Annotated in this window: 17 protein-coding genes; 7 read left to right on the top strand and 10 right to left on the bottom strand. The window is 66.4% G+C overall.

Annotated features, from left to right (window positions below; all coding sequences use genetic code 11):
- Positions 1 to 802 precede the first annotated feature (802 nt).
- From AC1AZA_RS07945 to AC1AZA_RS07910, 8 genes are all read right to left on the bottom strand, one after another.
- Positions 803 to 2,017 (bottom strand): 3-deoxy-7-phosphoheptulonate synthase, encoded by a 1,215-nt coding sequence (locus AC1AZA_RS07945; protein ID WP_476514126.1) that lies wholly within the window; start codon positions 2,015 to 2,017, stop codon positions 803 to 805.
- 48 nt (positions 2,018 to 2,065) lie between these two features.
- Positions 2,066 to 3,199, bottom strand: coding sequence for a 3-deoxy-7-phosphoheptulonate synthase (locus AC1AZA_RS07940; protein ID WP_476514125.1), 1,134 nt, complete (start codon positions 3,197 to 3,199; stop codon positions 2,066 to 2,068).
- A 276-nt stretch (positions 3,200 to 3,475) separates the two neighbouring features.
- Positions 3,476 to 4,810: a C1 family peptidase gene (locus AC1AZA_RS07935; protein ID WP_476514124.1), complete on the bottom strand. Its 1,335-nt coding sequence runs from the start codon at positions 4,808 to 4,810 to the stop codon at positions 3,476 to 3,478.
- 176 nt (positions 4,811 to 4,986) lie between these two features.
- Positions 4,987 to 6,453, bottom strand: coding sequence for a coiled-coil domain-containing protein (locus AC1AZA_RS07930; RefSeq protein WP_476514123.1), 1,467 nt, complete (start codon positions 6,451 to 6,453; stop codon positions 4,987 to 4,989).
- A gap of 158 nt (positions 6,454 to 6,611) precedes the next feature.
- Entirely contained in the window at positions 6,612 to 7,292 is a 681-nt protein-coding gene (locus AC1AZA_RS07925; protein WP_476514122.1) for a pyroglutamyl-peptidase I, read from the bottom strand.
- Positions 7,293 to 7,302: 10 nt separating this feature from the next.
- Positions 7,303 to 8,121: an IspD/TarI family cytidylyltransferase gene (locus AC1AZA_RS07920; protein WP_476514121.1), complete on the bottom strand. Its 819-nt coding sequence runs from the start codon at positions 8,119 to 8,121 to the stop codon at positions 7,303 to 7,305.
- 26 nt (positions 8,122 to 8,147) lie between these two features.
- Positions 8,148 to 9,116, bottom strand: coding sequence for a purine nucleoside phosphorylase YfiH/LACC1 family protein (locus tag AC1AZA_RS07915; RefSeq protein ID WP_476514120.1), 969 nt, complete (start codon positions 9,114 to 9,116; stop codon positions 8,148 to 8,150).
- Between the two features lie 28 nt (positions 9,117 to 9,144).
- The gene (locus AC1AZA_RS07910) at positions 9,145 to 10,704 is read right to left on the bottom strand and encodes a peptidase U32 family protein (RefSeq protein WP_476514119.1); all 1,560 of its coding nucleotides are present in this window, start codon (positions 10,702 to 10,704) and stop codon (positions 9,145 to 9,147) included.
- Positions 10,705 to 11,075: 371 nt separating this feature from the next.
- Here AC1AZA_RS07910 and AC1AZA_RS07905 point away from each other — a divergent pair, with 371 nt between their 5' ends.
- From AC1AZA_RS07905 to AC1AZA_RS07895, 3 genes are read left to right on the top strand one after another with little or no spacing between them, the layout of a single operon-like run.
- Positions 11,076 to 11,972 carry an ABC transporter ATP-binding protein gene (locus AC1AZA_RS07905; RefSeq protein ID WP_476514118.1) on the top strand — a complete coding sequence of 299 codons (897 nt, stop codon included), beginning with the start codon at positions 11,076 to 11,078 and terminating at the stop codon, positions 11,970 to 11,972.
- Positions 11,969 to 12,727, top strand: a complete 759-nt coding sequence (locus tag AC1AZA_RS07900) for an ABC transporter (protein ID WP_476514117.1) — start codon at positions 11,969 to 11,971, stop codon at positions 12,725 to 12,727. The genes AC1AZA_RS07905 and AC1AZA_RS07900 overlap by 4 nt, the downstream gene beginning before the upstream one ends.
- A 14-nt stretch (positions 12,728 to 12,741) precedes the next feature.
- Positions 12,742 to 13,560: a hypothetical protein gene (locus AC1AZA_RS07895; RefSeq protein WP_476514116.1), complete on the top strand. Its 819-nt coding sequence runs from the start codon at positions 12,742 to 12,744 to the stop codon at positions 13,558 to 13,560.
- Positions 13,561 to 13,692: 132 nt separating this feature from the next.
- Here AC1AZA_RS07895 and AC1AZA_RS07890 read toward each other — a convergent pair whose 3' ends face one another.
- A complete protein-coding gene (locus AC1AZA_RS07890) occupies positions 13,693 to 14,328 on the bottom strand; it encodes a LysE/ArgO family amino acid transporter (protein ID WP_476514115.1) in 636 nt (211 codons plus the stop codon).
- 247 nt (positions 14,329 to 14,575) lie between these two features.
- Here AC1AZA_RS07890 and AC1AZA_RS07885 point away from each other — a divergent pair, with 247 nt between their 5' ends.
- Positions 14,576 to 16,057 (top strand): aminotransferase-like domain-containing protein, encoded by a 1,482-nt coding sequence (locus AC1AZA_RS07885; RefSeq protein WP_476514114.1) that lies wholly within the window; start codon positions 14,576 to 14,578, stop codon positions 16,055 to 16,057.
- An 18-nt stretch (positions 16,058 to 16,075) separates the two neighbouring features.
- On the opposite strand, the gene AC1AZA_RS07880 is transcribed toward AC1AZA_RS07885, so the two are convergent.
- Complete coding sequence (locus tag AC1AZA_RS07880) at positions 16,076 to 16,942, bottom strand: aldo/keto reductase (RefSeq protein ID WP_476514128.1); 867 nt, start codon at positions 16,940 to 16,942, stop codon at positions 16,076 to 16,078.
- 237 nt (positions 16,943 to 17,179) lie between these two features.
- Between AC1AZA_RS07880 and AC1AZA_RS07875 the strand changes: the two genes are divergently transcribed.
- The 3 genes from AC1AZA_RS07875 (at position 17,180) to nrdE (ending at position 20,182) form a co-directional block, all read left to right on the top strand.
- Positions 17,180 to 17,425, top strand: coding sequence for a glutaredoxin domain-containing protein (locus AC1AZA_RS07875; RefSeq protein ID WP_476514113.1), 246 nt, complete (start codon positions 17,180 to 17,182; stop codon positions 17,423 to 17,425).
- Positions 17,422 to 17,907: a class Ib ribonucleoside-diphosphate reductase assembly flavoprotein NrdI gene (nrdI, locus tag AC1AZA_RS07870; RefSeq protein WP_476514112.1), complete on the top strand. Its 486-nt coding sequence runs from the start codon at positions 17,422 to 17,424 to the stop codon at positions 17,905 to 17,907. Before AC1AZA_RS07875 ends, nrdI begins: the two co-directional genes overlap by 4 nt.
- A gap of 79 nt (positions 17,908 to 17,986) precedes the next feature.
- Positions 17,987 to 20,182: a class 1b ribonucleoside-diphosphate reductase subunit alpha gene (gene nrdE / locus AC1AZA_RS07865; protein ID WP_476514111.1), complete on the top strand. Its 2,196-nt coding sequence runs from the start codon at positions 17,987 to 17,989 to the stop codon at positions 20,180 to 20,182.
- Positions 20,183 to 20,311: the final 129 nt, after the last annotated feature.

Genomic DNA, 20,311 nt, shown 5'->3' with positions numbered 1-20,311 from the left:
TCATGGAAAGACATCGACAGATGACTCTCAAAAATAAAGAAAAAGACGCGGCTTCTTAATAAGGAAAAGAAGCACGCACAAAAACCCCGACACCCCTCACACCGCGACTAACGGACCCACAAGCAACCCGGACGAAACCGGACAACCCACGGGCGGGCATCGGACTGGCAATCAAAAGACTTGCAAAAAAAGCAGTACAAACACACTCTTGAGTTCTCAAACCACCACACACTGACAGCTCCAACAATCCAAAAGAACCACCGTCGCCGTCAGGCAGCAAGAAGTAAATATACACAAGCACGGCCACCAGCGCAAGCCGGCAAACAGACTAAACCCATAAACCCTTGAAATCACAAGGGTCCTACGGCGTGTCGCAACATGGGCCAAACACACCCTACAGCATCAGTGTAGCGCCGCTCGAACCTGCCGCATCCCGAAAAACCCGTCATTACCGAACCATTCCCCAATCAGCACCCAACAATTCACCCCACATTCACTCAAACAACCGAACGGCCGCGCCGCTTCCCACATACCAAGCACGCCCGCCTGGCTTCATTGCCGGCGGAAAAACCGTTCTGCGATGCCGGCGACAGCGTGGGCACAACATGGGCACAACATGGGCACAACATGGGCACAGCGTCCCCAGCCATACGAAGCGTCTCCGGCCAACCACCGTCAGGAACTACCGCCGTCAGGAGCCAGCGCCGGACAAACCCTGCAGTACGCGCAACGAAGCGGGCCAGCACCCATGTCGCATGGATGCCGGCCCGGATTGCGGCGGCCCGCAAACGAGGCGATCCCCTCACAGCCAGCGGCGCGTGCTCACGGCGTCCGCAAGTACGTGCAGCAACCGCTCGGTCTCGTTCCAGCCGATGCACTTGTCCGTGATCGACTTGCCGTACACCAGCCGGTCGAGCGGCGCGGCCGGCTGGTTGCCACCTTCGATGAAGCTCTCCATCATCACGCCGGTGATACCCCGCTCCCCCCTGGCGATGCGCCCCGCGATGTTGCACACCACTTCGGCTTGCCGGTGCTCGTCCTTGCCGGAGTTGCCGTGCGAGCAATCCACGATGAGCCCGTGCGCGGCGGCGGAATCGGCGGGCATCATGGCGCGCACGTCCTCCATGGCCTTGGCGACGGATGCCGCATCGTAGTTCGGGCCGTGAATCGAACCGCGCAGCACCACGTGGCAGTCCGGATTGCCCAGAGTCTCCACCGCGCAGGCGCGTCCCATATGGTCGATGCCGAAGAACGTGTGCTGCTGGGCGGAGGCGTAGCATCCGTTGACCGCCGCCTTCACGGACCCGTCGGTGGCGTTCTTGAAGCCGATCGGCATAGACATGCCGCTGGCCAGCTGACGGTGGACCTGCGACTCGGTGTTGCGCGCGCCGATCGCTCCCCAGCTCACCGCGTCTGCGATGAACTGCGGACTGGTGGGCTCCAGAAACTCGGTGGCAGCGGCCAGTCCCTCGCCGAGCACGCCGAGCAGCGTCTTGCGCGCCAGCAGCAGACCCTTGCGAATGTTGTGCGAACCGTCGATGTCCGGATCGTTGATGAGGCCCTTCCAACCCACGGTGGTGCGCGGCTTCTCGAAGTATACGCGCATCACGATGAGCAGCTCGCCCTCGACCTCCTTCATCACCTTGGCCAGACGATGCGCGTAGTCGAGCGCGGCGGCCGGATCATGCACGGAACAAGGGCCAACGATCACGAGCAGGCGATCGTCCTGGCCGTACAGGCACGCGCGAATCTCGTCGCGCGAATAGGCCACGATCTCCTGCGCGGAGGCGTCGAGCGGCAGTTCGGCCAGCACCTGCGCCGGCGTAGGCAGCGGCTCGAGCTCCAGAATGCGCCGGTTGACAATGCGACTGACGCCCACCTGATCCTCCCAGCGCGGCACGTCGGTGGCGGTCAGCGGATTCTTGCCCTCGTCCATCGCCTGCCGAATGGCACGCAGCTCCTCCGGCGTATTGAGCGGCTTCGGTCCCGACGGCACATTGGCGTTCTGCTGCTGCATGGCACTTCTCCTTGAGTCACGATCTTCCCCAAGGATAGGGGCCACGGGCTACAGCGCACGACGGCGGTCGATGGCGCGGGCCAGCGTGTGCAGGAGTTCGTCGGTGCGGTCCCACGGCACGCAGGCGTCGGTGATCGACTTGCCGTAGACCAGCTGGTCGAGCGGCGCGGGCTTCTGGTTGCCGGCTTCGATGAAGCTTTCCATCATGATGCCGGTGATGCCCTGCTCGCCGTGTGCCAGCCGTTCGGCTATCTCTTCGACCACCTCGGCCTCACGCACCTCATTCTTGCCGCAGTTGCCGTGCGCGGCGTCGATCACCAGACCGTACTCGCTGGGGCCGGTGGCCTTGGACGCCTTCAGGGCCTCCAGCGCCTCGCGCACGGATGCGGCGTCGTAGTTCGGACCGTGGGAGGAGCCGCGCAGCACGAGATGACAGTCCGGGTTGCCCTTGGTCTCCGCGGCAATCACGCGGCCGTCGAGGTTGATGGACAGGAAGTGATGTTCGAAGCCTGCGGCGTAGCAGGAATCGGCGGCAGGCTTGATGGAGCCGTCGGTGGCGTTCTTGAAGCCGACCGGCATGGACAGGCCGCTGGCGAGCTCGCGGTGCACCTGCGACTCGGTGTTGCGCGCGCCGATGGCACCCCAGCTGATCGCATCGCAGATGTACTGCGGGGTGATGGGGTCCAGCCATTCGGTGGCAATCGGAACGCCCTCGTTGAGCACGTCGGACAGCACCTTGCGGGCCATCCACATGCCCTTGCGGATGTTGAACGTGCCGTCCAGATCCGGGTCGTTGATCAGGCCCTTCCAACCGATGGTGGTACGCGGCTTCTCGAAGTACACGCGCATCACGATCACCAAGCGGTCGTACAGTTCGGCGCTCACCTCGGCAAGCCGACGGGCATAGTCGCGCGCGGCGGCCGGATCGTGGATGGAGCAGGGACCGACGATGACGAGCAGACGGTCGTCACGGCCGTTGAGCACATCGCGGATCTCCTGACGGGAGCGCAGCACCAGATCGATCTGCTTCTGGCTCAGCGGCAACTCCCTGATGAAGGCACGCGGAGCCGGAATCGGGTCGAGCTGGCGGATGTTGACATCCACCGTCTCCGGAAACACGCCCTGCTCCCCGAGACGACGCTGTTCATCCACAGAGCTGTCCGGGCCGCGAAGGTCTGCCATGGTCTATCTCTCCTCTTGTTCCGCTGCGTGCAGGTATACGATGACCGGGTTCAGTGTAGTGGGTGCGCGATCGGAGCGATGCAGCGCGACTGCATAGTGGGCAAGGCGCGGCGAATTGGCCAATGTCCTCCGGACCCCGCAAATACGGACTCGCCTACCGGCGAGACCCAATCCAACCTTCGGCGTACCGGGCGGCTTGCCAGCCGCCCGCCAGACCTAGGCGAAGCCCACCGGGCTTCGCCTTTCACGGCCTGTCGCCTCAGGCGCGCCCGCCTTTCAGGCGAGCGCGCCCATCGGATCCCATGCGGGCAGGGAGATGGCGGGCTCGGCGAGGGCGGCCTGATATTCGGCGGGGAGCATCGCCTTGGGGACGGCAACCTCGTACACGTACTCGGAGAACCAGTCGTCGGACATGGTGAAGTAGCCCTTGTCCGCAATCTTGGCACCCCAGGAGTTCTCCACGCGCCAGCGACGGGTGGTGGTGCCGTCATCGGCCACATCCACGCCCACGAAGGCCATGGCGTGGTTCATGGCGGACTCGCCGAAGCGCACACGTTCCTCCTTGTCCAGATCGAAATCCACACCGTACACGCGGCCGTACTCGAACAGATCGGTGGCCCAGGCACCGTTCTCGCGGTCCATCATGGGATGGCAATCTGCGCCGAACCACACCGGAATGCCCTGCTCGGACAGGATCTCGCGCACGCAGTCCTTCATGAACTGCACCGGCACGTTGAGGTACTCGGTCGCGTCGCCGCCGGCCACGTTGCCCAGATGCTCGATGGCGATCTTCCTGCCCTTCGGGTGCTCGCGGCGCGGATCGTCCACCAGGCACACGTAGTCCTCAAGATCGGCGCTGCCCACGTACTTCTTCCAGAACTCCTGCGGGGTGATCTCGCCGTCGCGGTGAAACTCGCCGTCCTTGTCGGTCCACTCCCAGTCGAAGCTGACCGGAGGCTCGCCCAAATGGATGGTGAGGATGCGGTGGCCGGCGGCGCGCGTCTCGGCGACGATCGCATCGATGGCGGACCGATCGGCGTACATGTGCGCCACGGCGGTGTGCAGCAGGGCGCGCAGCTGCTTGTTCATCGCCCCCGTGTTGGAGGAGGACACGGTCTCCGGGAACAGGTCCTTCGGCACGGCGCCGTACTTCTTGTACACATTCATGGCCATGGTCCACTGGCCACCGTCGCCCATCACGTCCGCCAGCAGATGCTGGATGAGACGGGAATCGTTCGGCTCGCCGGCGCGCACCAGCGCGGCCACGTCCTGCAGGAAATAGTTGACGCGCTCAAGCTTGTCGAAGTACATGGCGTAGTTCTGGGAGAACTCGAACTCCTTGAGGTTCAGGTTCCTCTTGGCCACGAAGCGGGCCACGTTCAGCGAGCTGAACAGCCAGCAGCGGCCGGAGCGCTCCTGGGAGGTGACCTCGCCGTTGTCGACGGTCACGGAGAAGCGGCGCTGCAGCAGACGGGCGCGATCATAGTTGCGGGCGACCTTCTCGATACCCGCGGCGGTGACGGCGTTCATCGCCAGACGGTTGGTCTCCTTGTTTTCGAAATCCTGACGCAGACCGGTCAGCGCTTCCTGGCTCAGCGGTTCGATGGCCATGAATCCTCCTCGATGGTGTCTCGTAGTGCTTGTGGCATTCGTATGCGCACCGCGTGCATGCGAACGCGGCGGCAACGCCTATCGATCATACTCCTGCGCATACGGCAATCCCCGGCCGTCTGCGCGTCATGCGCAGCCGGCCGGGGATTGCTCCGGGGATTGTCAGTGCCTTGCCGTCACTGCGCGTCGGACTTGGATTCCTCACCTTCCGCGGCGTCTTCCGCGACAGCGGCCGTATCCTGTTCGCCGGCGTCCGTCGGTTCCGTCTCGGGTTCGTCGGTCTCGTTCTCGGCCGCATCCGGAGCGGCATCCGGCACCGGAGCGTTCACCGGCACGCTGGGCGCCCCGGCCTTCGGCTGGGCCTCGTCCGTACCGTCAGCCTTGTCGAGATTGCCGAAACCGGCGAGGGAACCGAACGACTTGGCAAAGATGGACTTGAGTTCGGAGACGCGGGCGGTGATGGCCGACTCGCGCTGCTGCAGCTGGGCGATCTGCTGCTGGAGTCCGTCGATCTCCTCCTTGGCCGCCTGACGGCGCTGTTCGATCTGCGCGTCCGCGTCCTCACCGGCCTTGCGCACGATGGCAGCAGCCTGCTGTTCGCTTTCCTCGCGCTTGACGGCGGCATACTCGTCGGCGGCCTCGCGCGTGGCCTTGGCCTGGGACAGCAGCTCGTCAGACTCCTTCTGCGCCTCCTTGCGACGCTCCTCGAGCGCGGCGAGCAGCTCGTTGACCTTCGCAGTGGCCTCGTCCTGCTGGGCGGAGATGTCCTTGCGGATCTGTTCGACCTCGGCCTTGAGCTGGCTCATCATGTCGTCGCGCTTGATGGCCGCCTCGTCGGTGATCTGACGAGCCTTGGAACGGGCCGTCTCGGTGATCTCGCCGGCCTTGCGGTTCGCCTCGTTGAGCAGCTTGGACGCCTGATCACGCACGTCGGCGAGCTTCTTGTTCGCCTCCGCGATGGCCTGCTGAATCTGGTCGTTGGCGTCGCTGCGACGCTTGGTGAGCTCCTGATCCGCGGCGTTGCGCTGATCGCTGATCTGCTTGGTGGCCTGTGCCTTGAGCTCGGCGATGGCACGCTCCTGCGAGGCCTTCTCGGCGGCCAGACGCTTGGCATGCTCCTCACGGGAATTCTGCAGCTCCAGATCGATGGCCTGACGCTGGTCGGCCACGGCCTTGGCGGTCTGGCTCTTGAGCTGGTCGGACTGCTCCTTGGCGTTCGTGGTGATGGTGCGGGCCGTGGTGTTGGCCGTGTCGATGATGGACTTCGCCTTGGCCTCCGCCTGTGCGACGATGCGATCGGCCTCGATGCCGGCGTTGTTCTTGGTGGTCTCCGCCTGCTTGTTTGCGCTTTCCAGCGTGGTGGCGGCGTCCTGCTTGGCGCGGTTGAGCAGCTCGGTGCTGGTCTGCTCCGCGGAGGCAAGCAGCTGCTGGGCGTTGGCGCCCAGGGAAGCGAAGGAATCCTTGGACTGCGGGGCCTTGCGCTGGCGTTCCTCCTGCAGCTCGGCCTCCAGCTGCAGCACGCGATCGTCGTAGGAACGGATCTGTTCGCGCAGACGGGCCAGATTCTCGCGGGATTCGGCGAACGCCGCATCCACCTGCTCCTTGTCGTAGCCGCGCAACACCACCGAGAACTGTTCAGCCATCGCTGTAACTCCTTGCCCTGATAACCCCAATTGGCTAGGGATACTGTAGCGCATCGCTCCGTGCAAAACCCCGTCGGCACACACAGATTTCGCGGCTTGGACACAAGTTGTTCGACGCGCGGCGCGTCGCCATGGGCACGCCGGGCGAGCGGGCAGATTCAGGCGATGAGAATCTCCGCGCTCGACGGCTGGAGCCAGTAGCGCACGGCCTCGCGGATGACCTCCTGACCGGCCCTGACCTGCTGATCGAGCGGCAGCCCAGGCATGGCCCGGTCCCCCGATTCGTTGACCTGCGGCAGGCTCACGAACCCGGCCACCACGCGCTCCTGTGCGGCCGCCCAGTCGAGCAGCTGGTAGAACAGCGAGTTGCACACGTACGTGCCGGCATCCGAACTGAGCGTGGAGGGAATGCCGTCGGCCGTGAAATCGGCGAGGATCGCACGCAACGGCAGACGCGTCCAGTACGCGGCCGGCCCGTCCGGATTGATCACGTCCTGCCGGGGAAGCATGTTGTCCACGTCCGGCCGGTCGTCACTCACGCGATTGGTGGCGCAACGCTCCAGTGCGATGCCGCGCGCCGCGCGCTTGAGGCCCATGGCCACCACGATCTGCGGAGCCGTGGCTTCGATCGCCTCGTGCAGCACGGGCCACGACTTGGTAAAACTCACCGGCATGGACACCGCGTTCACCGTCACCCGAACGCCCGCCAACGGGTCATCCGCGTCCGCGGGGACGCCCAGCCCCCGCTCGGCGATCGCGCGGGGCACCTCGTAGGAGGGGTTGACCTTCACGCCGTCGTAATGGTCGAACCCGCACACCACCACATTGAACCGTTCCATGGCTCCCAGTCTAACGGCTCCCATCGCCGGAGCGCATGCGGCCCGCGGCCTCGGCGAGCACGGCGTGCATGCGCTCCTTGGCGCGCGTCTTGGCGGCGTCCTGCGCGATGCGTTCGGCGATCGGCAGGTCGGCCAACGTGGTGACCTTGAGATTCGTCTCGCTGCCGGCCACGATGGCCACCGGTTCGTCGGGCAGGTAGTCGACCACCACGCGCGTGTCGTCGGTCGGATGGAAATCCGGGTCCGCGGAGGCCTTCTCGTAGGCGAAGCGGATCGTGGCGAACCGGAACGCCTGCGGGGTCTGGGCGCGGAACGTGTCCGGCCTCTCCGGCACGGAGGCGACCACCTTGCGATCCCCGAGGTCACGGGTCAGCAGCACCGTGTCGGTGGAGGCCACGGCCACGGTCGCCGCGTGGTATTCGTCCAGCGCGTCGATGCACCCGTCGATGGACGAACGCAGCACGAACGGGCGGACGGCGTCGTGGATGAGCACCTTGGCATCCCCGGGGATGCCGTTCGCGGCGAGCGCATCGAGCGCGGCCATCGTGCTGTCCACGCGTTCCGCACCCCCGTCGATGATGAGCCGCACCTTCGGGTAGCCGGCCTCGTCCACCAGCGCCTCGACGGCCGAACGCACGCGCGGATTGACCACGACGACGATGTCGCTGACGCGCGGATCGGACTCGAACGCCTCGATGGACCAGGCGACGATCGCCTTGCCGCCCACCGAAACCAGCTGCTTGGGGTTGTCCGGGTCGAAACGGGTGCCAAAACCGGCGGCGAGCACCACCGCCACCACGGGCACGGTTCGGGATTGAGAATCAGTCATACGCACCACCGTAGCGCCATAGCCGGTCACGCGCGCACGATCAGTGCGAGCATGCGGCCCTCGTGCGCCTTGCCGGCGAGCGCAGCACGGCGATGCGAGAACCACAATGGGTTCTCCAGCGTGCACAGGCTGTGGCGGACGGCTCCAATGCGCTCCGGAAGCGACGCGGGTCCTTCGTCGTCCGCGGCGCACAGGCCGGCGAGTTCGGCGTCCTGTTCCAGATACTGCGTGGCGGCGTCCGTGCGCGGCCGGGAGGAGACGACGTTGTCCTGCGGAATGCCGGCCGCCGCGAGTTCGAGCAGCGCCGCGCGGTTGATGTCGATGCCGGGCTTGCCGAACCGGGAAAGCGTGAACGTGCCGGGGAACCGCGCATCGAACGCGTCGGCTATCTCGTCGCCCACCTCGTAGCAGTCGCCGCAGATGGCCGGGCCGAGCGTAGCGACGATGCGCGCCGGATCGGCCCCCTTGAGTCGCATGAGCTCCACGGTCGCGCCGATCACACCGCGTTCCAGACCGCGTCTGCCGCAATGCGCGGCGCCGATCACGCCGGCCTGCGGATCGGCCATGAGCACGGGCAGGCAGTCGGCGGCGAACATGCCGAGCGCCAGACCGGGACGGGACGTCACCTGACCGTCCGCCTCGAGCACCGGGCCGGTCGCGACACCGTCCGCGTCCCTGGTGCCGGAACGGTCCGCGGCCTCGTCCACGTCCACGGCCACGCCGGAATGCACCTGACTCACGAGGCTGATCGGCGCGCCGATCGCACGGGCGAGCGCCTCGCGGTTGGCGGCCACGGCAGCCGGGTCGTCGCCCATCTTGCCGCCGAGGTTGAGATGCGCGAAGTCGCCCGTGCTGGCCCCGCCCAGACGGGTCGTGTACACGACGGTCACGCCGGGGGCGAGCGCGATGGGAATGGTCACCGGGATGGGGCGCCCCTCGGCGTCCGTGGGGTTGATCTCGTTGCTGTTGAGGATTTCGCTGCCAAAGTCGGTCATGGATGGTTCCTTGTCTTGTCTGTTCGGGCTATTCGGCCTTGAGCGTGGGACGCTTGGTGCGCGAACGGATCGCCGCGTTCACCGGCACCCGGTGCGGGCAGGGGAACGAGAACACGTGCGCGGGATTGTTGATGGCCGGCACCCAGTTGCCGTCCGCGTCTCGCAGACCGTCCGCCGGAATCTCATAGGCGAGCGGGGCTCGGCCGGGCAGCAGGAACTCCACGTGCTGGCCGGGTTCGATCTTGTTACGGCTCATGATGGTGACGCGGCCGCCGTCCTCCGCGCTCCAACCGAGCACCTCGCCCACCACGAGCCAGGCTCGGAAATAGGCGGAACGGTTGGTATTCTGCGTGACCTTGCGCTCCGGGTAGTAGAAGCCGGTCGAATAGTCGCGGTGGGCCACCTTGTCCGGCTCGTCGAGCAGCCAGTCGGGCAGCGTCACGGGCGGGGCCGGGCGCACGGGGGCGTGATGCCAGCCTTCGGGCAGGATTTCCGCAGCCGTGTTGGACTTGCGGCGGGTGGAGCGGGCGTGGTAGCTCAGGTCGTCCGGCTCCGCGGCCGCGGCGCCCGGAGTCTCGCCCGGCACGCCGGCGAACGCCCCGTCCGCGTGGGCCATGACGGCGTCGGCATCGGGATCGCGTTCGGCAACCTTCGCAAACGCCTCGAAATCCGGGTCGGACGGGCGGATCACCCGGTCGTGGAACGGCTTGAGCACACTGCCGTCGCGGTCCTCGAATCCGCGCTGCACCATGTACTCGTTCACCGCGGTCTTGTAGGCGTTGGTCATGGCGGCGATGTAGTAGGCACTCTTGGAACGCCCCTCGATCTTGAGGCTCGTGGCGCCCGAATCGATGAGATCGTCGATGTGGGGCATCATGCACATGTCCTGCGAGTTGAACAGGTAGGCGCCCTCCTCGGTCTGTTCGATCGGGAAGTATTCGCCGGGGCGTTTCTCCTCCACGATCGAGTACTTCCAGCGGCATGGCTGCGCGCATTCGCCGTGATTGCCGTCGCGGCCGGTCAGGTAGTTGGAGAACAGGCAGCGGCCGGAGAACGCCATGCACATGGCGCCGTGGACGAAGCATTCGACGTCCATGTCCTCCGGGATGCGGGCGCGGATGTCGCGCACGGCCTGAAGGTCCATCTCCCGGGCCAGCACCACGCGACGGGCGCCGAGCTCGTACAGGGCGTTAGCGGCGCCGTAGTTGGTCACGCCGGCCTGCGTGGAGACGTGCAGTTCCAGTTCCGGAGCCACGGCATGGGCGGTCATCATCACGCCGATGTCCGTGACGATGAGCGCATCCACGCCCGTGTCCTTCAGCTGGCCGATGTACTCGCGGATCGCCTCCACCTCGTTGTTGCGCGGCAGTACGTTGAGCGTCACGTATACGCGGGCGCCGCGCGCATGGGCGTAGCGGGAGCCCTCCTCGAAGTCCTCGAGGCTCAGGTTGCGCGGGGCGGAGCGCATGCCGAACGCCTTGCCGCCGCAGTACACGGCATCGGCGCCGTAGTCCACGGCGGTCTTGAGTCCCCTGAGGTTGCCGGCGGGCGCAAGCACCTCGGGCCTTCGTCTGGTTGTGATCGTCATATGCTCCCTCATCATCCCAACTAGTGTAGTAGCAGGGGTACAGCGGGGCTGCGCAGGGTCTGACGGGCATGAGGGGCCCGGGCACCGGGACGCGTGCTATGCTGGCCGCATCACAACCGCTCTATCGGAGGCGTAACAATGACCGCAGTCAACAGCATCTCAACTCAGGAAGGCGAGGATCGGTAACCGCCGTTCGGGCGGATTTCCAAGAATTTCACGGCACAGTCACTCGCAGTCGCCGGTATGCGCGAAACGCGCACCGGGTCGGCGTAAGCGTGCCCGACTGCGGTTCACGGTCCTTTCAATCGGCGGCGTGGAGCGTCCGCGCATGGCATGCGCAGCCCGCCGCCTTGACATGAAAGGCATCTGCGGTGCATTCCACCGAATTCATTCATATTCATACCGGCCATATTGACGGCGACCCCGTACTGCGGCTTGAACACGTCGCCCGTTCCTTCTGCCCGCGCGGACACGGTGACGGCCGGCGATGGGCCGTGCGCGACGTGACGCTGGACATCGCCCCAGGGCAGATCGTCGGCCTGCTTGGCCCGAACGGTGCAGGCAAGACCACCACGATGAAGATGATCGCCACGCTGCTCAGGCCGGACGCGGGCACGATCCGCATCCGAGGCGTGGACGCGGTGGCCAGACCCCGCGAGGCGCGGCGCCATCTGTCGCTGCTGCTGGGAGGCGATCGGGGATTCTATTCGCGGGTCAGCGCGATCGACAACCTGCGCTACTTCGCTTCCGTGGCCGGCGTACCGCGTCGGCTACGCGAGACGCGGATCGCCGAGACGCTGGGGAGCGTGGGTCTTGCCGACCGGGCGGACGAGCGTGTGGAGACGTTTTCGCGCGGCATGACGCAGCGTCTGCACATTGCCCGCGCCATGCTGAACCACGCGCCCCTGCTGCTGCTCGACGAACCGACGAACGGGCTGGATCCGGAGCATGCGCGGGACGTGCGCGCGCTGGTGGAGTCGCTCAGGGACGAGGGCGCAGCGATCCTGCTCACCACGCACGCCATGGCCGAGGCCGAGGCGCTGGCCGATCGGATCGACATGATCGTGGACGGCCGGATCGTGGCGTCCGGGACGAAGGAGGAGCTGACCCGCACGATGACGGCCGGGCAGGCGGTATGCGACAGGGAGACCCCGGACGGGCGGACCCCGACACCAGGGTCACTGGAGGACGTCTATCTCGCGCTGCTGGACCGGGAACGCGGCCAGGAACGCGACCGGGTCCACGACGACGGGGAGGCCGCGCGATGACCGCCCGAGACGACGCGCTCGATCTTCTCGCCGGCATCTGGTTCCACATGCGCGCGTTGTGGGCCACACCGTTCTTCCTGCAAACCGCGCTGCTCACGCCGTTCACATTCTCGATGTTTCGACTGATCGCCGCGAGATGGCAGATTACCCCGGGTCTGTGGTTCGACGCCTCGGTGAGCGGGCTGTGGGCCACAACCACCACGGCCGTAGGCATCATCGGGTACCAGCGGTTCCAAGGGGTGTTGCAGTATCAGGCGATGAGCGTCAAACCCGCATGGACGGTGTTCTTGCCGCCAGTGGCGGCTTCGGCGCTGATCGGTGTGGCGGGCGTGCCGGTCGCGTGGACGACGGCTTCGCTGTTCGCCGGACGGCCCATCGTCCCGGATGCGACGCGGATCGTCGGACTGACGCTGGCCGCCCTGTCCTGTGTGGCCTCGGCCGCTGCGTTGTCCGCCCTGTTCGTGCTGTCACGCCGGGCGATCGCGTTCGAGCCGCTGGTGCTCACGCCCGTATGGCTGATGAGCGGCATCGTGCTGCCCGTGGACCGGTTTCCCGCAGCAGCGCGTGCGGCCGCGTTCATCCATCCGCTGACGGCCGCGGTATGGGTGGCCGGCTGCCACCGATTGGATGGTCCGGCGACGGCCGCTACACTGTGGTGTTTACTGTTGTGCACGGCACTGCTGGGTTGCGCGGGCGTAGGTTTGCGGCATGCGCTCGGACGGGCCACCGTCGACGGCACCTTGGATTTGGCGTGAGGGGATCGATCGATATGGCGAATCGTACGACCGGCCGGGCTCCGTCTGCCTTCCGCACCGCCTTCCGTGTGGCATTGCGCACGATGCCCGACTGCGGCTCCCCCGGGGCGGTCGCCGTGCAGATGACGGTCTCCCCGGCGTTCACGGCGCTGCTCTACCTCATGTTCGCCGCATCGGGTTCCGCAATGGGCGATGCGGGCGCGACCGACACGTTGGCTTCGGCTCTTGCGGCCGCGACCGGCACCTGTTGCGTGCAGGCGAGCGTCGCCATGGCATCCTTGCTCGCGCAGGACCGGTTCGAGGGCGTGCTGCCGTATCTGGCGGTCGGGGCGGGCTCGCAGATTCCCCTATGGGCCGGCAGGATCACCGCGCAGCTCGTGGTGTCGTCCGCCAGCGCCTGCTGCGCGCTGACGGCGTCGCTCATGGCGGGCGGCACGACGCCCGGAGTCGGGACCTGGCCGTTCATGGCGCTTCTGCTGCCAGCGTCGCTGATCGCGTCGCTGGGTTTGGGACTGGCGACCGCGGCGGTGAGCCTGATGTGCACCGACGAGTTGCTGCCGGCCAATCTGGTGGGGTATGCACTGCCGTTGCTGGGCGGCGCGGTGGCCCCGGTCGGAGTGTTCCCCGGGCCGATCGCCGCCGCAACCCGCGTGCTGCCGGTCTCCTGGATGACCGATGCGGCCCGCGCACTGGCCGCGGGAGCGAGATGGGACGCCGGCACCGCTATGGCCGCGGGGTTGACCGTCGGCGCGGCGTGGGCCGTCGCGGCCGCGCTGCTGTGGCGATCATGTCGGGTGATGGCCCGACGCCATGGCAACGTGACCGCGCTGTAGCCGGCCCGGACCCTACGCCCGAGCGTCTGGCCGCTGGCGGGGCCGCGCCCCCTACCGCAGACCGCGCATCACGGAGGCCAAAGACTCGGCGGCGAACCAAACGTTCCGCAATGCCGCTTCAAACGCCGGCCGCTACAGCACCGCCATGGCGAATTCGACCAGCAGCTTGACGCCGTAGGCGATGATCACCACGCCGCACACCTTGTTCAGCACGTTCAGCGCTTTGGCGCTGAACCGGTCGCGGAAGGCGGAGATGATGAGCGTCAGGCCGATGAACCAGCAGACGGACGCGGTCTCCACGCCCACGATGAACGGCGTGGACTGGGCGGCGGTGAGGGTGGCGCTGAATGCGCCGAGCATCAGTGTGCCGTCGATGATCGCCTGCGGATTGCACCAAGTGACCACGCAGGCCGTTGAGATGGTCTTGCCCAGATCGTCCGCATTGCTCGTGCCATGCCCCGCGCGAGCGACGCCGCTGCCAGCTCCTTCCGGCTTGGCGCGCAGCAGACCGGCGCCGATGCGGATCACCACCAGACCGCCGAGCGCGAGCACGGCCAGCTGCAGCCACTCATAGCGCTGCATGAGCGTTCCGATGCCGAAGAAGCAGGACAGCGACAGCGCCACGTCGAACACGATGACAAAGAACGCGGTCGTCAGCGCGCGTCGACGCGTCTTGGTCATGGCCGAATTGATGACGAACAGATTCTGCATGCCGATCGGCGCGATATACGCCAGCCCGACCGTGAGCCCTTGCAGATAGAATCCCATGACGTTTCCTCCATACGCTTCCCAATCAGCCAAGACGACTTTGGTTGGCTTGCACAGACCAACCAAAACAAGCCAAACCAATGGCCACACTTAGCTTCATTCGTTGCTATAACTGCATTCTTTCCGTACTTGCCTCACCAGTCTAGGAGTACACTGACAATCAGCAACCAGCCAAAAACGCGCGGTACCGGTCAACCAAACCGGCATCTCGCACACAGGGAGTCAATCAGGGAAGGAAAGCACGCCTATGGCACGCCCCACGCCGATCACCATCGATTGGAAGCCGGACCGCGGCTCGGCAACGCCCATCCCCGAACAGATCGTGCAGTACATGTGCCGGCAGGTTTCCGGCGGCGTCTGGCCCATCGGCTCCCGTCTGCCGTCACAGCGGGCGCTGGCCGAGGCATTCGGCGTGAACCGCTCCACAATTATCGCGGCGATCACCGAGCTGGCCGACTACGGCATCGTCGAGGGACTGCACGGCGCCGGCACGCGCATCGTGAGCAACACATGGTCGCTGATGCTGCCCGGCTCGCCCGACTGGGCGGACTACGTGTCGTCCGGATTCTTCAAGGCGAACAACGAGACGATCCAAGCCATCAACCGTCTGGAGTTCGACCCGTCGAAGGCACGTCTGGGCACGGGCGAGCTGGACCCGCGGCTGTTCCCGCGCGACATGTGGCGTACGGTGCTCACGCAAGCCGCGGAGGAGATCGAGTCGATGGGCTACCCCGAGCCCGAAGGCATTCCGGAGCTGCGCGAGGCGATCGCAGCCCACATGCGCACACTGGGCGTCGAGACGGACCCCGGGCAAGTGCTCGTGACGTCGGGCGCGCTGCAGGCGCTGCAGATCATTTCGGTGAGCCTGCTGAGCGCCGGTTCGACCGTGTTCTGCGAGGCGCCGAGCTACATCAAGTCGCTGCAGGTGTTCCAGTCGGCCGGCATGCGCCTCGAGGGCATACGCATGGACGGGAACGGCATTGACGTGGACGCCCTGCGCAAGGCGATCGCGGGGCGAGCGGGGCACCGGCGCGGCGGCGAATCCGTGCTGTACACGATCCCGACGAACCACAATCCCACCGGCGTCACCATGGATGCGGCCCGGCGCGGGGAGCTGCTCGCCTGCTGCGTGGAGCAGCGGCTGCCGATCATCGAGGACGGCGCCTACCAGGATCTCGTCTTCGACGCCGCAGCCTCCCCCGCGCCGCTGAAGTCGATGGACGAGACCGGCATGGTCATCTATCTGGGCAGTGCGTCCAAGGCGCTGGCGCCGGGACTGCGCATCGGATGGATCGTGGCGCCGAAGCCGATCGTGCACCGGCTGTCGGACGTAAAGATGCAGATGGACTACGGGGCGAGTCGGCTTTCGCAGTGGGTGTTCGCACGGTTCCTGACCAGCGGGATGTACGACCACTTCCTCGACGGACTGCGCGGCGAGCTGCGGCGCCGCCGGGACGCCGCGTTGGACACGCTCGGGCGGCTGTTCGGCCAGAGTGCGCACTGGAACGTGCCCGGCGGCGGCTTCTACGTGTGGCTCACGTTCGACAGGCCCATGCCGATGGGTCGCCTGTTCGTCAAGGCCGCCGAGGCCGGCGTGCTGCTCAACCCGGGGGACATCTACGATTTCGAGGCGGACAACTCGCTGCGCCTGAGCTACGCGTACACCACGCCCGGGGAGTTCGAGGCCGCCGCCGAGCGTCTGGCGGGCGTGGTGCGCGCGCTGGGATGAGCGTGCACGCCTGGCGGTTCAGCCGAGCCGGGCGAGCTCCTCGCCGGTGAGCGCAAGATCGCCGGCCCTGAACGAATCGAGGAACGTGGCGGGGCGGTGGCACCCGGGGATCACGAACATGTGGTCGCCCTGCGCGAGCTCCCATGCGAGCGTGACCTGCTGGTAGCTCACGCCGTGGGCTGCGGCCACCTCGCGGAACGGGTCGAACAGACGGTCGTCGTACGGATGGCGGAAGCCGCCGAGCGGGCTCCAGCACACGAACGCGAGACCGAGACGCGCGCAGTAGTCCAGCACGTCGCGCGTGTCGAGGTGGACCGGGGAGAACTGGTTCTGCACGGCGATCAGCCGATCGCCGAGGATGCCGCGCGCCACGTCGAGCTGCTCGACGGTCACGTTGGACACGCCGGCATAGCGCGCCACGCCTTGGTCGAGCAGTTCGCGGATCGCCTCGATGGACTCGCCGTAGGGCACCTCGGGGTCGTGGCGGTGCATGTACAGCAGGTCGATGGCGTCCACGCCGAGCGCCTGCGCGGACTGCTTGCCGTAGGCGATGAGGTGTTCGGGCTTGCCGTCGCGCGGCCAGATGGGCTTGCCGTCCGCGTCGAAGTCGCGGCGCAGACCGATCTTGGTGGCCACGAGCACCTCGTCCTTCGGGCCGCGCCAGCCGTCGAGCGCCTCGCGCACGAGCTTCTCCCCGGTCTGCTCCTCCTCGCCGGGCGCATAGTAGGCCCAGGCGGTGTCGATCATGCGGCAGCCGGCGTCGAGCCCGACATGGATGGTTTCGAGCGCCTGCGCGTGACTCGGGTAGCCTTCGATGGTCAGTCCCATCTCGCCCAGCCCCACGGCGGTGGTGGCGAACGGTCCGATGTTGCGGTAGAGGGTCATGGTTCGGATCTCCTTCACATGCGAATACCCCTCCATTGTTCCGCGGGAGACCGACGCGCCGACGACCCGCAGTGTGACCAGCGCCACATTTTGGCCCTGCCACGCCCCGCAAACCGCATGAGTTCAAGGAATCACTACATCTAGTGCCACCCAAAGCCATGCGACACGACAGTTAGTGTTCTTGACGGCAAATCACACGCATGTAATCTATATCCAGACTTCAGCGAAGGGAGCGTTATGACCATCACCGTGTTCACCAAGCATCACTGCCCGCAGTGCGATGCCACCAAGCGCCAGCTCACCAAGCTCGGGCTCGAGTTCGAGACCGTGGATCTCGAGAGCAACCCGGAGACCCTCGCCCAGCTGCAGGCGGCCGGCTTCCGTCAGGCACCTGTGGTGATCACGCCGGACGCCTCCTGGACCGGCTACCGCCCCGACCTCATCCGCGCGCTGGCCAAGCAGACGGCGCCCGTCGCCGCGTGAGCGAGGCATCCACGGCGGCGGGCGCGCCCGAAACGCCCGAGACGGCGGAACCGCTCGGCACGTTGGTCTACTTCTCCTCCGTTTCGGAAAACACCGCGCGGTTCGTGGCGAGCTGCCGTCTGGAGGACGAAGGCATAGACGTGCGCCGCATTCCGCTCAGACCCACGGACCCGCCGCTCGAGGTGCGCCGGCCGTTCATTCTCATGGTGCCCACCTACGGCGGCGGCGTGGTGAAGAAGGCCGTGCCGGTGCAGGTCAAGCGGTTCCTCAACGATCCGGACAATCGCGCCTGGATCCGCGGGGTGATCGCCTCCGGCAACACGAACTTCGGCGAGGCGTTCGGCGCGGCCGGGGACATCATCGCCGCCAAGTGCCATGTGCCGTACCTCTACCGCTTCGAGCTCATGGGCACCCCGGAGGACACGCGCAAGGTGCGCGAGGGCGTGGTCCGCTTCTTCCGGGACGATGCACGCGCCCGGTAGACCGCAATCCAACCATCGAACGCTTCCGACCATCGAGAACCTCCTCATCGAGAACCTCCTAGGGAAAGGGAACCATCGCATGTCCGACTTCGACGCGACCGCACTGCCGCTCGACAACACCGCCGACACCGCGGCCGAACAGTACGACCCGGCGCACGACTACCACGCGCTCAACGCCATGCTCAACCTGTACGACGCGGACGGCCGCATCCAGTTCGACAAGGACAAGGCCGCCGAGCGCGAATACGTGACCGGCCACGTGGCCGCCAACACCGTGCGCTTCGACTCCACGGCCGACCGCCTCAGGCACCTCATCGACGGCAAGTATTACGACCCCGCCGTGTTCGCGCAGTACACTGCCGAGTTCCTGGACCGCTTCTACGCGCATGCGGAGGCAAGCGGCTTCGAGTTCGGCACGTTCCTTGGCGCCTTCAAGTTCTACACGTCCTACGCGCTCAAGACGTTCGACGGCAAGCGCTACCTCGAGGACTTCCCCCAGCGCTGCGCCGCCGTGGCGCTGGAGCTCGCCTCCGGCGACGAGGACGAAGCCGTGCGCTTCCTAGACGCCATGCTGTCCGGCGAGTTCCAGCCGGCCACGCCCACGTTCCTCAACCTCGGCAAGGCGCAGCGCGGCGAGCCGGTCAGCTGCTTCCTGGTGCGCATCGAGGACAACATGGAGTCCATCTCCCGCGGCATCAACGCGGCGCTGCAGCTGTCCAAGCGCGGCGGCGGCGTGGCCCTGCTGCTGAGCAACCTCAGGGAGCTCGGCGCGCCGATCAAGCACATCGAAAACCAGTCGAGCGGCGTGATCCCGGTGATGAAGCTGCTCGAGGACTCGTTCTCCTACGCCAACCAGCTGGGCGCGCGCCAGGGGGCCGGCGCGGTGTACCTCAACGCGCATCACCCGGACATCCTGCGGTTCCTCGACACCAAGCGCGAGAACGCGGACGAGAAGATCCGCATCAAGTCGCTGGCCCTCGGCGTGGTGATCCCGGACGTGACCTTCGAACTGGCCAAGAACAAGGCCCCCATGGCCCTGTTCAGCCCGTACGACGTGGAACGCGTGTACGGCAAGCCGTTCGCGGACATCTCCGTGACCGAGCATTACGACGAGATGGTGGCGGACGAGCGCATCAAGAAGACGTACATCGACGCGCGCGAATTCTTCACCACGCTCGCGCAGATCCAGTTCGAATCCGGCTACCCGTACATCGTGTTCGAGGACACGGTCAACCGCGCCAACCCCATCGAGGGCCGCGTGACCATGTCCAACCTGTGCTCCGAGATCCTGCAGGTGCAGGAGGCGAGCACCTACAACGAGGATCTCACCTACAGCCACGTGGGCCGCGACGTGTCCTGCAACCTCGGCTCGCTCAACATCGCCAAGGCCATGGACGCCGGGCTCGCCTCCACCGTCGAGACCGCCATCCGCGCGCTGACCGCCGTGGCCGAGCACACGCACATCGACGCGGTGCCGTCCATCCGCCGCGGCAACGACGAAGGCCATGCGATCGGTCTGGGCCAGATGAACCTGCACGGCTTCCTGGCCCGCGAAGGCATCCAGTACGGCTCCGACGAGGCGCTCGACTTCACCGACATGTACTTCATGACCGTCGCCTACCACGCCTACCGCGCCTCGCACGCGCTGGCCGTGGAGAAGGCCCGCGCGTTCGCCAGCTTCCCCACGTCCGCCTACGCCAGGCCGGCCGGCGAAGGCAACTACTTCGACAGGTACACCGACGGCCGCCGTTCGCTCGAACCCCGCACCGCCCGCGTGCGCGACCTGTTCGCCCGCTTCGGCGTGGCCATCCCCACCGTGGACGACTGGAAGGCGCTGCAGGCCGAGATCATCCGCGACGGCATCTACAACCAGAACCTGCAGGCCGTGCCGCCCACCGGATCGATCTCGTACATCAACCATTCCACGAGCTCCATCCACCCGATCGCCTCGAAGATCGAAATCCGCAAGGAAGGCAAGATCGGGCGCGTCTACTACCCGGCCGCGTACATGACCAACGAAAACCTCGAGTACTACCGCGACGCCTACGAGATCGGCTGGAAGGCCATCGTGGACACGTACGCCGAGGCCACGCAGCACGTGGATCAGGGACTGTCCCTGACGCTGTTCTTCCCGGACACCGTCACCACGCGCGACCTCAACAAGGCGCAGATCTACGCGTGGCGCAAGGGCATCAAGACGCTGTACTACATCCGCATCCGCCAGCAGGCGCTGGCCGGCACCGAGGTGGCCGGCTGCGTAAGCTGCATGCTGTGAATGTTCGGCGGCGGAGCGTCCGCTGCGTTGCTCCTCGGTCGACGTACCTTCGTACGCCTTATCTCGGTGCGCCTTGCGGCCGCACGCGCCGCCGAACATTCACCGGGTCGGTTTCCCCGTACGACTCAC

This window comes from Bifidobacterium sp. LH_389 (genome assembly GCF_056357235.1).
This window is presented reverse-complemented; position numbering and strand designations above follow the sequence as displayed.

Excerpts from the sequence above, each read along its gene's own strand:
- AC1AZA_RS07945 (WP_476514126.1), bottom strand. The coding sequence starts at position 2,017 with ATGCAGCAGCAGAACGCCAATGTGCCGTCGGGACCGAAGCCGCTCAAT.
- AC1AZA_RS07940 (WP_476514125.1), bottom strand. The coding sequence starts at position 3,199 with ATGGCAGACCTTCGCGGCCCGGACAGCTCTGTGGATGAACAGCGTCGT.
- AC1AZA_RS07935 (WP_476514124.1), bottom strand. The coding sequence starts at position 4,810 with ATGGCCATCGAACCGCTGAGCCAGGAAGCGCTGACCGGTCTGCGTCAG.
- AC1AZA_RS07930 (WP_476514123.1), bottom strand. The coding sequence starts at position 6,453 with ATGGCTGAACAGTTCTCGGTGGTGTTGCGCGGCTACGACAAGGAGCAG.
- AC1AZA_RS07925 (WP_476514122.1), bottom strand. The coding sequence starts at position 7,292 with ATGGAACGGTTCAATGTGGTGGTGTGCGGGTTCGACCATTACGACGGC.
- AC1AZA_RS07920 (WP_476514121.1), bottom strand. The coding sequence starts at position 8,121 with ATGACTGATTCTCAATCCCGAACCGTGCCCGTGGTGGCGGTGGTGCTC.
- AC1AZA_RS07915 (WP_476514120.1), bottom strand. The coding sequence starts at position 9,116 with ATGACCGACTTTGGCAGCGAAATCCTCAACAGCAACGAGATCAACCCC.
- AC1AZA_RS07910 (WP_476514119.1), bottom strand. The coding sequence starts at position 10,704 with ATGACGATCACAACCAGACGAAGGCCCGAGGTGCTTGCGCCCGCCGGC.
- AC1AZA_RS07900 (WP_476514117.1), top strand. The coding sequence starts at position 11,969 with ATGACCGCCCGAGACGACGCGCTCGATCTTCTCGCCGGCATCTGGTTC.
- AC1AZA_RS07895 (WP_476514116.1), top strand. The coding sequence starts at position 12,742 with ATGGCGAATCGTACGACCGGCCGGGCTCCGTCTGCCTTCCGCACCGCC.
- AC1AZA_RS07890 (WP_476514115.1), bottom strand. The coding sequence starts at position 14,328 with ATGGGATTCTATCTGCAAGGGCTCACGGTCGGGCTGGCGTATATCGCG.
- AC1AZA_RS07885 (WP_476514114.1), top strand. The coding sequence starts at position 14,576 with ATGGCACGCCCCACGCCGATCACCATCGATTGGAAGCCGGACCGCGGC.
- AC1AZA_RS07880 (WP_476514128.1), bottom strand. The coding sequence starts at position 16,942 with ATGACCCTCTACCGCAACATCGGACCGTTCGCCACCACCGCCGTGGGG.
- AC1AZA_RS07875 (WP_476514113.1), top strand. The coding sequence starts at position 17,180 with ATGACCATCACCGTGTTCACCAAGCATCACTGCCCGCAGTGCGATGCC.
- nrdE (WP_476514111.1), top strand. The coding sequence starts at position 17,987 with ATGTCCGACTTCGACGCGACCGCACTGCCGCTCGACAACACCGCCGAC.